Source organism: Nocardia farcinica, from assembly GCF_001182745.1.
Classification (GTDB): Bacteria; Actinomycetota; Actinomycetes; order Mycobacteriales; family Mycobacteriaceae; genus Nocardia; species Nocardia farcinica.
In genome coordinates this window covers 839284-851650 of sequence record NZ_LN868938.1, presented here as the reverse complement: position 1 = coordinate 851650, position 12367 = coordinate 839284, and the positions used below count along the sequence as shown (strand labels likewise).

Here is a 12367-nt window from a genome sequence, read left to right as displayed (position 1 = left end):
AGTGACCATCGCTCCACCTCGCCCCGCCGCCGTGCACCGCAAGGTCGCGGCGGCGACCCTCGTCGGCACCACCCTCGAGTGGTACGACTTCATGCTCTACGGCACCGCCGCCGCGCTGATCTTCCGCGGCCAGTTCTTCCCCGAGCTGAGCCCCACCGCGGGCACCCTCGCCTCCTTCAGCACCTTCGCCGTCGGCTTCGGCGCCCGGCCGCTCGGCGGCCTGGTGTTCGGGCACTTCGGTGACCGGCTCGGCCGGCGCAACACCCTGGTCGTGTCGCTGCTGCTGATGGGCATCGGGTCCACGCTGATCGGTGTGCTGCCCAACTACGACAGCATCGGCTTCTGGGCGCCGGTGCTGCTGGTGGTGCTGCGGCTGGTGCAGGGCATCGGGCTCGGCGGCGAAGGTGCGGGCGCGACGGTGCTGGCCGTCGAGCACGCCCCACGCGGTCGACTCAACCGCTACGCCAGCTTCCCGCAGATGGGCACGCCGGCCGGGCTGATCCTGGCCAACGCGGTGTTCCTCGGTACCAGCGCGCTCCTGCCCGAGGACGCCTTCACCTCGTGGGGCTGGCGGATCCCGTTCCTGCTCAGCGTGCTGCTCGTCGCGGTCGGGCTGGCGGTGCGGTTGGCGATCACCGAATCCGACGCCTACACCGACCTGGTGCACCGCGGCGAGATCTCGGCCTTCCCGCTGCGCGACGCGCTGCGCGTGGGTCCGGCCCGGCTGTTGCTCATCCTGGGCGCGGCCACCGCCACCGGCGCGGTGGTCTACCTGTTCATGGCGTTCAGCCTCACCTACGGCACGGCCCAGCTCGGCTTCGACCGCGACTTCCTGCTGGCCGGGGTGATCGCCGGATCGGTGCTGTGGTGCGCCACCATGCCGGTGTGGGGTGCGCTCGGTGACCGGTACGGCACCCACCGCGTCTTCCTGGCCGGTACCGCGGTGCTCCTGGTCTGGAGCGCCCTCTACTTCCCGATCCTGAACACCGGTTCCCGGGCGGCCGCGCTGCTCGCCCTGCTGGGCATGGGCTTGGTGCTGCCGGTGAGCCACAGCGTCGGCGGCATCATCATCGCCGCCCTGTTCCCGCCGGCCGTCCGCTACTCCGGCACATCGCTGATCGTGCAGTTCTCGGTGATGCTCGGCGGCGGTTTCGCCCCCCTCATCGCCACCGCCCTGTGGTCGGCGGGATCGAGCTCCCTGCCGGTGACCGTCTACGCCATCGCGATCTGCGCGATGAGCCTGATCTGCACCTACGTGCTGTACTGGCGGCTACCGCGCCCGGCCGACCGCCTGAGCGGCTAGCGTTCGCTCGCGTCCGGGCGCAGGGGCGGGCAGCTGCCGCCGGGGATCGTCGCCAGCTCGAAATGCCACCATTCGTTGGCGTAGGTGCGGCACAGTCCCCAGCGGTTGCCGTTGCGCTCGAGCCACTGCGCGCCCGCCTGCGGGCCCACGTCGACGGCCTGGCCGGAGACGTGCGTGGATTCCTCGGGCGGCAGCACCCACCGGCGGGCCTCCTCCGGGCTGCCGTAGGTGGCCAGCCCGTCCTCCCACAGCGCCTGCTGTTCGGCGGGCGTGCGATAGCCGGAGGTGATCGACAGCGGCACCCCCTCGGCGTGGGCGGCCTGCTCCGCGAGGGTGTAGGCCACCGCCAGGGCGGGGTCGAGCCCGTCGGTGCCCGCCGCCGAGCCGAGCGCCTCCCGCTGCTCCCCCGGCGCCGCGGTCGCGGTGGCCGTGGCCAGCACGCCGGTGAGGACGACGGGACCGGCCAGCACGGCCGCGAGGGTTCGCCTGGTGATCACCTGGGGTCTCCGGGACATGGCGATCATGGTAGCCGGGGCGGAGCGGGTCGCCCGGCAGCCGGGCCGGTCGATCATCCGGGTCGGGCGGCGCGCCGGGGGCGGGCAGTGAACAGTCAGAGACAATCCACATATCCACAGGTCGCGGTGGATAACTCCGCCACTCGCGCGACACTCCGACAGTGACACGCCGACCCGAATTGGCGTGTCGGACAGTTCCGCTCGTCCGTGTCGCGACACACACCGTTCACCCCACCGCAACCTCGTTATATTCCCCTGTGCCACAACGCTTTTCAACAACCGTAAGGCACCCTATCGCGCCCACTAGGAGATCCCCCGGTAATCCACAGCTTTGGGAATTTCCACTGGAAAACCCCTTGTCCACATAGTTATCCAGTGTTGTGGATCACAACAGCATCGATCCGGCTACCAACCCTCGAGCCGCACACATCGACGTGACCAGCGAGGCCCGCGACACAGTGAGAGACCATCACGGCCGGCCGCTGCCCTCGAGACGCTGCACGGCTCGCGTGGTATCCCGCCGGTCAGCGCTTCGAGGCTTTCGGTCCGGCACGAACCGTACTTCCCCGCGCTGGTAACGTGAGTGCACGGATTCGATTCTGGGGCAAAGGACTTCCGTGATGCGAGCTGGTGCCGAGGTCTCCGTCGCCGAACTCGCGGCGGAGGTCGCCGCGCGCATCCCCGATGGGCGCCGCTATCTGTTGGGGATCACGGGTCCCCCGGCAGCCGGGAAGTCGACCCTGTCGGTGATCTTGGCCGCCGCCGTGAGTACTGAGCAGGCCATCCCGGCCGAGATCGCGCCGATGGACGGATTTCACAAGTCGTCCGCCGTACTCGACGCCGTCGGGGCGAGGCACCGCAAGGGTGAACCCGACACGTTCGACGTGGCCGGGTTCGTCGAACGGCTGCAGCTGTTACGCGCGACACCGCTCGGCCGCCGCGTGGCCTGGCCGATCTACGATAGACAACTGCACGATCCGGTGCCCGATGCCATCGTCTTCGTCGAGCAGCGTCTCGCCGTCGTGGAGGGCAACTACCTGCTCCTCGAGCAGCCCGGATGGTCGCTGGCCCGAGGAGAGTTGGACGAGGTGTGGTACCTCGATGCCGACGAGTCGGTCGTCCTCGAGCGGCTGACCGAGCGTCACCTGCGCGGCGGCAAAGCGCCCGACCAGGCACGGGCGAAGATCACCGACAGCGATCTGCCCAACGCCAGGACGATTGCGCGCACACGGGACCGAGCGGACGTCGTTCTCCAGGAGATCGACGGTCGCTACCTCATCCATTCAGCTCGCTGAGTTCGCGCGCCCAGTTCCTGGTACCGAACGTCCGGCAGGACAGGGTCGACACCGCGGCCGCGCGGGTCAGCGCAGCCACGAAGTCACCCGTTCGGCGGAAATACGCGCAGAACGCGCCGTGCAGGATGTCGCCGGCTCCGAGCGTGTCGGCGTCTCCGCCCACCGGCGTGACCTGCACGGAGCCTCGCCGACCGCCTGCGGTGTACACGATCGCCTTCGGTCCGCGGGTGAGCGCGGCACATGTCGGCCCGCGGGCCCGAAGGTAATCCACCAGGGCCGTGGCATCGCCCTCGAACCCAGGCGGACGAAAGGCTTCGGAACAGATGGCCACGTCCACCAGAGGCAGCAGGTCCTCGTGAATCGGCTTCCAGCGACCCCCGTCGAGAACGACGGGCACACCCAACTCTTTGGCGCGCCGGGCCATTCCGATGGCCAGCTCGGGATGGTGGCCATCAACGAGCACGATCGAAGCCCGATCGACATGCTCGACGAGCTCGGTGGTGAACGGCGCGCGGGTCCGGGCCGCGTCGAGACCGACGATGGTGCGCGATTGTCCTTCGAGAGCGACCACGATGGAGGAGACGGGCGGTTGCTCGGCGCGCTCCGGCGTCACGTCGACCACGGTGACCCGGTGGGCGGCCAGGTCGTGACGAGCGACCTCGGTGAGCGGGTGGCGACCGAGGGCAGTGACCAACACCGTCGGCTCACCCGAGACGACCGCGCAGGCGACGGCCGCGTTGGCCGCGGGTCCCCCTGCCCCGAGAAATTGTTCCCGCGCCTGTGTTTTGGTGTCCTCCTCAGGATAGCGATCGACGGCATAGGCGATGTCGACAGTGGACAGGCCCACGAACAAGGCTGCGGTCACCCGGCGCTCCTTCTGGTCAGCGGGTCAGCAAGTGCTCGAGCGTGGCGGTCTGATCCGAGAACGTCCGCACCCCGATCACCGCGACGAACTCTCGGTCGGTGGCTCGTTCCTGCAAAGTTTGCCAATGCTTGGCCAGATACCAGCTCGCACCCGTCGTGCCACGGGCGCCAAGTCCAGCGCAGAAGAACCAGTACCTACCCGGATGGAGGTCCGGCGCAGGACGCACCCTGGCGATGATCCCGATGTTCCGATGGTCGTCGGACGAGTAGTGGTTGCCGTCTACGAGCTCGAGATGTTCGAGATACGCGCCGGCGGCCGGTGGGGAGTCACAGATGGCGAACAAGGGTTCGTCGCTGCTTTCGAGATACAGGTGGGTGCAATCGTTGGAGCTGAGACCGAAGCTGATGTAGGGCCGGTCGCATGCCACGACCACCTCGCGGTCGCTGTGGATCGACACGGAGATCCCGTCGTGTTGCTGAATCATCGACATCACATACAGCATGCCGCGCACATCGTTCTCCGCCATCGCTGTCGGGACATCTATGCGATGTGCGGTGCTGAACACGCTCGCGTGCTTGCTGAAAATGTGCTGGCGAGGAATTCCTGCCCTGCCGAGCACATCCACCGATCGCGTCGACAATTCGAAGGTGGGCACCACCAAGGTCACGCCGCGAGCGGCCATCTCGGCACCCAGAAACTCCTCGGGCCCAGCCTGGGCCCCGGCACCCGGCTTCGGCTCGGGGCTCAGGGCGTCGGCGGCAGAGAACAGTGCCGGGATCGACCAGCCGGGAAACATCAGGGCGAGTACTCGGCGGTGATGGTTCTGCGGGAGGCCCTTCACCTCGCCCGCCAACCAGTTGTAGAACTGCGCCCGCGACGGCGGCTCACCCCACCCGGCCGGCCCGAGCTCGGCCGCGTGCCTACGGTAGGCATCGCAGAAGTCTTTGTGGCTGGCCAGATGCCGCTCATCCAGCAGCATCTTCAGCACAGTTCCCACCCCGTCCCCTTCCCAACCGTTGATCCGGCGGGCCCGATCCTGATGCCGGCCTTCTGCGCGTGGACGGGATCGGACTGGACCGGACGAGATCGGACCGACATGGCGACGAGAGTGGACGCGTTGGCCAGGAACACTTTTCCTGTGGCAAATCCGCCCCACAAGTTCGGCGGTTGACCCTGCATCTCGTCCGCCGCCCATGGCCACGGAGGAACCGTGCTCACCCCAGTGTCCGATACCCCGATCAGCCGGTGCCAGTTCTACCGACGCGTATGCGCACTACCGGCGACTGTTCGTCCCGACACCGAGCGGATCGTGTTTCGCGCCGGTCCGGTCGGTGCGGTGACCATGCCCGCCGCGCTCGGCGGACAGGTGCGCTTGCATCTGCGACGCCGCACACTCGGCGGCGGTCCGGTCATCTCGCATCCTCGATCCAAGCGCTGGACCTTCCTCGTCCAGCCCGATCTTCCCGACGATGTTCCGTTGTTCTGTGAGCTCTTCCGCCTCAATGTCCTGGTCGCCGCTGCGGGTGCGGAGGTCGCGCTGCCCTCACCCACGGTGAGAAGTGCTGGCTTCCGGCTGTGGGTGGACGAACCGACTCACCCGTTCCGCCCCTCGGGGCTCGCCGTCGTCGCCGCTGTCCGCGCGTGTGTCGATCCCGGATCGGTGCGAAGTGGCTGAGCCGAGCGTCGAGCACTCGACATGGTCGGGCGCGTCCGGTGCACGGTGGTCGGTCAGCAAGGGCACTGTCCGGGTGCGCGCCCTGGTCGATGAGCACGGCCGCGTCACCGCTCTGCCCGACCTACCGCTGGGCGAGTGCTTCGATCTCATGGACCGTGCCCTGTGGGAGCGCGTACGACTCGACTACGAATGCGAACGCGATACGAACCTGGCCGACGCCATACACCGCACCCGGCAGCGACTGCGGGCGGTCCGGAAGCAGCGTTGATCCGCTCACCACCGCGGTTCGCGACCGGAGATCGAAGCACTCCCCCGTCGAGCCCGACAGCCGGGGTGAGCGGTCCCGGCCGTCGGGCTCGGCGATGAGCGCGGGGCGTTGGTCGGGGACGACACATATCCCCGGGTGGGCTCTCCCCGCGTGTGCAGGGAGCGAACAAGCCCGACGCCACGCCGCTCGGGTGTTCCAGCCGTCGACCCCGTCCGGCTCGAACGGTTCGGCCGCGCGGCCGAACTGGTTCCCTTCGATCGGAACGGCGGGGGTTCGAGATCTTCCCGTGACGTTCCGCATTCCAGGGTGCACCGCCGAACCCCGTTGCCGCTGCGGCGAATCGGCGGACATCCACCTGTCCGCACGACGCCCGGTGTGTCGCAACCGGTTCGGTATCCGCGCGGATCGACACCCGCCGTCGGCCGGGACTTCCCCTAGACCCGTTCCTTGGACCGGGTGCGCACGCGCAGCGCGATCGGCTTCTGGGTCTCGGCGAAGAAATCGTTGCCCTTGTCGTCGACGACGATGAAGGCCGGGAAGTCCTCGACCTCGATCTTCCAGACCGCCTCCATGCCGAGCTCGGGGTATTCGAGCACCTCGACGTTCTTGATGCAGTCCAGCGCCAGCCGCGCGGCCGGGCCGCCGATCGAGCCGAGGTAGAAACCACCGTGCTCCTTGCACGCCTTGGTGACCTGCGCCGAGCGGTTGCCCTTGGCGAGCATGACGTAGGAGCCGCCCGCCGCCTGGAACTGGTCGACGTAGGAGTCCATGCGTCCGGCGGTGGTGGGGCCGAACGAGCCGGAGGCGTAGCCCTCGGGCGTCTTGGCCGGGCCCGCGTAGTAGACGGCCATGTCGCGCATGTACTGCGGCATCGGCTCGCCGGCGTCGAGGCGTTCCTTGATCTTGGCGTGCGCGATGTCGCGGGCCACCACCAGCGGGCCGGTGAGCGAGAGGCGGGTCTTCACCGGGTATTTCGACAGTTCGGCGCGGATCTCCGACATCGGCCGGTTCAGGTCGATCTTCACCACGTCGCCGCCGAGGATCTCGTCGGTCTGCTCGGGCAGGTACTGGGCGGGCTCGCGCTCGAGCTGCTCGAGGAACACGCCCTCGGGGGTGATCTTGGCCAGCGCCTGGCGGTCGGCCGAGCAGGACACCGCGATGGCGACCGGGCAGCTGGCGCCGTGCCGGGGCAAGCGCACCACGCGCACGTCGTGGCAGAAGTACTTGCCGCCGAACTGCGCGCCGATGCCGAAGGACTGGGTCAGCTTGAAGACCTCCTCCTCCAGCGCCAGGTCGCGGAAGGCGTGCGCGGTCATCGAGCCCTCGGTGGGCAGATTGTCCAGGTAGTGCGCGGAGGCGTATTTGGCGGTCTTGAGCGCGAATTCGGCGCTGGTGCCGCCGATCACCACGGCCAGGTGGTAGGGCGGGCAGGCCGCGGTGCCCAGCGAGCGGATCTTCTCGTCCAGGAACTCCAGCATCCGCTCGGGGTTCAGGATGGCCTTGGTCTCCTGGTACAGGAACGACTTGTTGGCCGAGCCGCCGCCCTTGGCCATGAACAGGAACTTGTAGGACGGGTGCGCGGGATCGCCCTGGGTGGAGTACAACTCGACCTGCGCGGGCAGGTTGGTGCCGGTGTTCTTCTCCTCCCACATGGTCAACGGGGCCAGCTGGGAGTAGCGCAGGTTCAGCTTGGTGTAGGCGTCGAAGACGCCGCGGCTGATCCACTCGGCGTCGTCGACCCCGGTGAGCACGCCCTCGGACTTCTTGCCCATCACGATCGCGGTGCCGGTGTCCTGGCACATCGGCAGGATGCCGCCCGCGGAGATGTTGACGTTCTTGAGCAGGTCCAGCGCGACGAAGCGGTCGTTGCCGGAGGACTCCGGGTCGTCGATGATCTTGCGCAGCTGCGCCAGGTGCGCGGGCCGCAGGTAGTGGCTGATGTCGTGCATCGCCTCGGCGGTGAGCATCCGCAGCACCTCGGGGTCGACCTGCAGGAAGGTGCGACCGTTGTGCTCGAAGGTGCTGACGCCCTCGGTGGTCAGCAGCCGGTACGGCGTGTCGTCGGCGCCGATCGGCAGCAGATCTGAATAGCGGAACTCCGGGGCGGTCACGGATCGCACTCCTTCGGGTGGGACGTCGGCTCGCGCGGACCCGTCCGGCGCGGGTCGAGGCGGCCCTTGACCCGAGCCCGGCTGGTCACAAGCAGAGCGAAGCCTAACCAGGACGGTTGACCGCCTTCGGAGTTAGGCAACCCTTTGTGGATCGACGGTTGCGGTGGCCACCGTCGGGTGCTACCTGTCGACTGACGCGAGCCGCCCGCAGGGCAGTCCTGACGACGCGTCGGAGTGTGGAGGCTGTGCCGTGAGCGAACCCCGGTGGCTCGACGAGGTCGAGATGCGCGCCTGGCTGGGCTTCGTGCGCACCCGCGACACCATCGCGGCCGCGGTCGGGCGCGATTCCTTCCGCGAGTCGAACCTCACCTACGTCGAGTACTCGGTACTGGCGTATCTGGCCGAGCCCGAGGACAACCGGCTGACCTTCGCGGAGCTGGCCGCGAAGCTGGAGTGGTCGCAGAGCAGGCTCTCCCACCAGATCACCCGGATGAACAAGCGCGGGCTGGTCGAGCGCGAGCCGATCCCCGACGACGCCCGGCGCACCGCGGCCCGGCTCACCCCGCTGGGCGAACAGGTGCTGGCCGCCGCGGCGCCCGCGCACGTGCGCAGCGTGCGGCGGCACATGATCGACGTCCTCGACCGCGATCAGCTCACCGCGCTGGCCGACATCTACGACACGCTGCTCGCCCACCACCGGAAGCTGCCGCCGCGGAACTGACGGCAGGCGCCGGTCGGCCGGGGATCAGGCGGTGGCCGCCGTGGCGACGGTCGAGGCGGGCACGCCCAGCGCCCGCTCGAAGCCCTCGGGCACGACGATGTCGCCGCGGTCGAGGTCGGTGACCTTGGTCTTGCGCAGGCCCAGCAGCGCCGAGTCGATGCCGCCGCGCAGGATGTCGAGCACGTTCTCCACGCCGGCCTGCCCGTTGGCGGCCAGGCCCCACAGGTAGGCGCGGCCGATCATCACCGCGCGCGCACCCAGCGCGACCGCCTTGACCACGTCGCTGCCGCGGCGGATGCCGCCGTCGAGCAGCACCTCGATCTCGTGCCCGACGGTGTCGGCGATGACGGGCAGCGCCCGCACCGCGGCCGGGGTGCCGTCGAGGTTGTTGCCGCCGTGGTTGGACACCGAGATCGCGGCGACGCCCGCGTCCACCGCGCGGCGCGCGTCGTCCACCCGGATCACGCCCTTGAGCATCACCGGGCCGTTCCACTGCTCGCAGATCCAGGCCACGTCGTCCCAGTCGGGGGCGGGCGTGCCCATCCACTGGCCGTAGGCGCCGAAGAAGCCCGGCGCGGGCCCGCCGCCGACGGACATGTTCGGGGCGGTGAGGTCGGGGATGCGCCCCGACTTGGCGTAGGTGGCCAGCCAGCGCGGCCGCACCAGGGTCTGCGGCGCGAACTTCAGCATGGTCTTGAGGTCGAGCTTCTCCGGGATCTCCGGGCTGCCCCAGTCGCGGCCGTGCGAGAACGACCAGTCCAGGGTGAGGATCAGCCCGACCGCGCCCGCGGCGGCCGCGCGCGCCATCCGCTCGCTGATCTCGTCCTTGCTGCCGCACCAGTAGAGCTGGAAGAAGGTGGCCGGATTGGCCGCCACCACCTCCTCGATCGGCTTGCTGGCGAACGAGCTCAGCCCCATCGCGATCCCGCGCGCCGCGGCCGCGCGGGCGACAGCCACCTCACCGTCGGGGTGCACGGCCTGCACCCCGGTCGGTGAGATCAGCACCGGCATCGAGATCTGCTGCCCCAGTACGGTGGTCGTCTGGTCGCGCTCCCCGATCGGACCGGCGACGTGCGGGGCGAAGCCGAGTTCGGTGAAGGCGCGCTCGTTGTCGGCGATGGTCTGACCGCGCTCGGAACCGGCGATCAGCGCGCCGTACACCGACTTCGGCAGCCGCTTCTTCGCACGCCGTTGCGCCTCGGCGACGGTCTCGAACCACGCGTTCATGGGGAAGTCCTCTCCTGGGTCGTCTCCGGCCACCAGTGCCGGGTCTTGTCGAACAAGTCGTCGCCGAGCGCGGCCAGCAATGCGCGGCCGTGCTCGGCGTCGGCGCCGGTGGGGTCGCCGAGCACGCCGTTGCCGCTCACCGCGCGCACCCCGCCCGCGCGCAGCAGGGGCAGGATCTCCGGCAGCGGGCGGATGTCGCCCGGTTCGGCGCGGTCCATCCGCACCCGGTGCGGGGCCAGCGCCAATTGCAGGGCGGTCTCGGCGCGTCCGGCGTGCGCGTCGCCGCGCCACCGCGGCAGATACACCCGCACGTCACGTGACTCCGAGCGCAGCAGGGCCTGGGCCCGGTGCAGCGGCTCGAGGTTGCCGCCGTGCCCGCTCACCAGCAGGATCCGGGCGAAGGTGTCGGTCGCCGAGCGGCACAGCTCCACCACCAGCAGTTCGAGCGCGCGCTGCCCGATCGAGAGGGTGCCGGGAAAACCGGCGTGCTCGCCGCTCGAGCCGTACGGGACCGGCGGTGCGACGAGCACGTCGCCGCGACGGGCGGCCAATTCCGCGCACAGCGCCACAGCGATGTCGGTGTCGGTGGACAGCGGCAGGTGCGGGCCGTGTTGCTCGGTGGCGCCGAAGGGGATGGCCAGGATCACTCCGGCGGCCGCGTATGCGCCCGCCTCCGGAGATGTGATGTCCGCCATCATGGCGCCGACAGTAACGTCAGTCAGTGACAAAATCAATAGCGACGGTGGCTGCCATAATCGGTGGGTGACGACCACCCGGGCGGGCCGCCCACGCGGCACCACCAAGCGCGACCTCGAGCTCATCGCCATGCGCTTGTTCACCGAACAGGGCTTCGACAACACGACGGTGGAACACATCGCCGCCGCCGCGGGCATCAGCGGCCGCACCTTCTTCCGCTACTTCCCCAGCAAGGCCGAGGTGCTCTGGCACCAGTTCGACGCCGAGGTCGACGCGCTGCGCACGGCCTTCGCCACGGTGCCCGACGAGCTGCCGATGATGACGGCGGTGCGCCGAGTCGTGGTGAACGCCAACACCTATCGCGCCGAGGACGTCGCCGAACTGCGCACCCGGATGCACCTGGTCGCCACCGTGCCCGCGCTCGCGGCCACCGCGGGCCCGCACTACGACGCCTGGGAGCGCGCGGTGAGCGCCTTCGCCGCGCGACGGCTCGGCGAGCCGGAGGACGCCCTGGTGCCGCTGGCGGTGGGCCGCACCACCCTCGCCGCGGCCCGCGCCGCCTTCGACGCCTGGCTGCGCAACGCCGATGCCGACCTCACCGTTTACCTGGATCAGGCCCTGTCGGCGCTCGAGCGCGGCTTCGCGACGGACAGGTGAACTCCGGGCGAGCAAACCCCAGGTTTGGGCCGCGAGCACCATGGGGTATGACTAGGCTCGGGCTCGGCCACGTCCGAGTGCACCAGTGTGACCGTCTCACCCGTCGAAAGGGGCTGGAATTTCCATGTCCGAGGTGTCCATGAGCCTTTCGGCGGAGTCTCTTCCCGCGGGCCCGGTCGACAACCTGCTGCCCCAGCTCGTGGAGCACCTGCGGCAGAACCGCACCGCCCTGCGCGAGGAGTGGGCGCGTCGCATCACCGACGCCCAGCTGCTCACCGCCATGACCCCGGAGGAGATCTTCTCCGAGGCCACCTCCATCTACGACAACTACGTCGAGGTGCTCGAGACCGGCAGCGTCGAGGCACTCCAGGCCTACGCCCGCGACCTGTCCGAACGCATCATCCCCCGGGGCGTGGAGACCGACGAGGTCATCGGCATCGTGCTGCTGCTGCGCGACGTGCTCGCGCGCTCGCTGTTCGAGAAGTACCAGTCCAACTTCGAACTGCTCAACCACGTCCTCGACGCCTACGAACCCGCCGCGAACCGCATCGCGAGCACCGTGGCGATCTCCTTCGTGCAGGAGCGCGAGCGCGTCATCCGCCAGCAGCAGGAGGCCATCCGCGAGCTGTCCACGCCGGTGCTGCAGGTGCGCGAGCAGCTGCTGATCCTGCCGATCATCGGCGTGCTCGACAGCCAGCGCGCCCGCCAGCTCACCGAACAGCTGCTGCGCGCCATCCGCGCCAACCGCGCCAAGGTCGTCGTCATCGACATCACCGGCGTGCCGACGATCGACTCGACAGTGGCCAACCACCTGGTCCAGACCGTCGACGCGTCCGGCCTGATGGGCGCGAGCGTGATCATCACCGGCCTGTCCTCGGAGATCGCGCTGACGCTGGTGACGATCGGGCTGGACCTGTCGAAGATGAACGCCGTCGGCGACCTGCAGGGCGGCATCGAGGAGGCCGAGCGGCTGCTCGGCTACGAAGTCACCCGGGTGACCGACCGGTCCATCGAACGCGACGGGCGCTGAGCGG

Annotated in this window: 13 protein-coding genes; 7 read left to right on the top strand and 6 right to left on the bottom strand. The window is 69.3% G+C overall.

Features of this window, described 5'->3' with window-relative positions; all coding sequences use genetic code 11:
- The first annotated feature begins 1 nt into the window (after nucleotide 1).
- Nucleotides 2-1303, top strand: coding sequence for an MFS transporter (locus AMO33_RS04225; RefSeq protein ID WP_060590662.1), 1302 nt, complete (start codon nucleotides 2-4; stop codon nucleotides 1301-1303).
- Here AMO33_RS04225 and AMO33_RS04220 read toward each other — a convergent pair.
- On the bottom strand, nucleotides 1300-1818 hold the full coding sequence (locus AMO33_RS04220; protein ID WP_041561080.1) for a M15 family metallopeptidase: 519 nt from the start codon (nucleotides 1816-1818) through the stop codon (nucleotides 1300-1302). The genes AMO33_RS04225 and AMO33_RS04220 overlap by 4 nt on opposite strands.
- A gap of 620 nt (nucleotides 1819-2438) precedes the next feature.
- Here AMO33_RS04220 and AMO33_RS04215 point away from each other — a divergent pair.
- A complete protein-coding gene (locus AMO33_RS04215) occupies nucleotides 2439-3113 on the top strand; it encodes a nucleoside/nucleotide kinase family protein (protein WP_041560193.1) in 675 nt (224 codons plus the stop codon).
- On the opposite strand, the gene AMO33_RS04210 is transcribed toward AMO33_RS04215, so the two are convergent.
- Both AMO33_RS04210 and AMO33_RS04205 read right to left on the bottom strand, forming a co-directional pair.
- A complete protein-coding gene (locus AMO33_RS04210; protein ID WP_060590661.1) occupies nucleotides 3094-3978 on the bottom strand; it encodes a PfkB family carbohydrate kinase in 885 nt (294 codons plus the stop codon). The genes AMO33_RS04215 and AMO33_RS04210 overlap by 20 nt on opposite strands.
- Nucleotides 3979-3994: 16 nt before the next feature.
- On the bottom strand, nucleotides 3995-4966 hold the full coding sequence (locus AMO33_RS04205) for a hypothetical protein (protein WP_041560194.1): 972 nt from the start codon (nucleotides 4964-4966) through the stop codon (nucleotides 3995-3997).
- Nucleotides 4967-5314: 348 nt separating this feature from the next.
- On the opposite strand from AMO33_RS04205, the gene AMO33_RS04200 reads away from it, so the two are divergent.
- Both AMO33_RS04200 and AMO33_RS04195 read left to right on the top strand, forming a co-directional pair.
- Nucleotides 5315-5653, top strand: coding sequence for a DNA-directed RNA polymerase subunit beta (locus AMO33_RS04200; RefSeq protein WP_228789186.1), 339 nt, complete (start codon nucleotides 5315-5317; stop codon nucleotides 5651-5653).
- The gene (locus AMO33_RS04195; protein ID WP_127516106.1) at nucleotides 5646-5921 is read left to right on the top strand and encodes a hypothetical protein; all 276 of its coding nucleotides are present in this window, start codon (nucleotides 5646-5648) and stop codon (nucleotides 5919-5921) included. The genes AMO33_RS04200 and AMO33_RS04195 overlap by 8 nt, the downstream gene beginning before the upstream one ends.
- 434 nt (nucleotides 5922-6355) lie before the next feature.
- Here the strand turns inward: AMO33_RS04195 and AMO33_RS04190 are convergent, their stop codons facing one another.
- Complete coding sequence (locus AMO33_RS04190) at nucleotides 6356-8032, bottom strand: fumarate hydratase (protein ID WP_011209738.1); 1677 nt, start codon at nucleotides 8030-8032, stop codon at nucleotides 6356-6358.
- 250 nt (nucleotides 8033-8282) lie between these two features.
- Here AMO33_RS04190 and AMO33_RS04185 point away from each other — a divergent pair, with 250 nt between their 5' ends.
- Nucleotides 8283-8753 carry a MarR family winged helix-turn-helix transcriptional regulator gene (locus AMO33_RS04185; protein WP_011209739.1) on the top strand — a complete coding sequence of 157 codons (471 nt, stop codon included), beginning with the start codon at nucleotides 8283-8285 and terminating at the stop codon, nucleotides 8751-8753.
- 24 nt (nucleotides 8754-8777) lie between these two features.
- Here AMO33_RS04185 and mftD read toward each other — a convergent pair whose 3' ends face one another.
- Nucleotides 8778-9980, bottom strand: a complete 1203-nt coding sequence (gene mftD / locus AMO33_RS04180; protein ID WP_060590656.1) for a pre-mycofactocin synthase MftD — start codon at nucleotides 9978-9980, stop codon at nucleotides 8778-8780.
- The gene (gene mftE, locus AMO33_RS04175; RefSeq protein WP_060590653.1) at nucleotides 9977-10678 is read right to left on the bottom strand and encodes a mycofactocin biosynthesis peptidyl-dipeptidase MftE; all 702 of its coding nucleotides are present in this window, start codon (nucleotides 10676-10678) and stop codon (nucleotides 9977-9979) included. The genes mftD and mftE overlap by 4 nt, the downstream gene beginning before the upstream one ends.
- Before the next feature lie 64 nt (nucleotides 10679-10742).
- Between mftE and mftR the strand changes: the two genes are divergently transcribed.
- Both mftR and AMO33_RS04165 read left to right on the top strand, forming a co-directional pair.
- Nucleotides 10743-11333, top strand: coding sequence for a mycofactocin system transcriptional regulator (gene mftR / locus AMO33_RS04170; protein WP_011209742.1), 591 nt, complete (start codon nucleotides 10743-10745; stop codon nucleotides 11331-11333).
- Nucleotides 11334-11457: 124 nt separating this feature from the next.
- Nucleotides 11458-12363: an STAS domain-containing protein gene (locus AMO33_RS04165; protein ID WP_041560197.1), complete on the top strand. Its 906-nt coding sequence runs from the start codon at nucleotides 11458-11460 to the stop codon at nucleotides 12361-12363.
- The last annotated feature ends 4 nt before the right edge of the window (nucleotides 12364-12367 follow it).

Excerpts from the sequence above, each read along its gene's own strand:
- AMO33_RS04215 (WP_041560193.1), top strand. The coding sequence starts at position 2,439 with ATGCGAGCTGGTGCCGAGGTCTCCGTCGCCGAACTCGCGGCGGAGGTC.
- mftD (WP_060590656.1), bottom strand. The coding sequence starts at position 9,980 with ATGAACGCGTGGTTCGAGACCGTCGCCGAGGCGCAACGGCGTGCGAAG.
- AMO33_RS04220 (WP_041561080.1), bottom strand. The coding sequence starts at position 1,818 with ATGTCCCGGAGACCCCAGGTGATCACCAGGCGAACCCTCGCGGCCGTG.
- mftE (WP_060590653.1), bottom strand. The coding sequence starts at position 10,678 with ATGATGGCGGACATCACATCTCCGGAGGCGGGCGCATACGCGGCCGCC.
- AMO33_RS04165 (WP_041560197.1), top strand. The coding sequence starts at position 11,458 with ATGTCCGAGGTGTCCATGAGCCTTTCGGCGGAGTCTCTTCCCGCGGGC.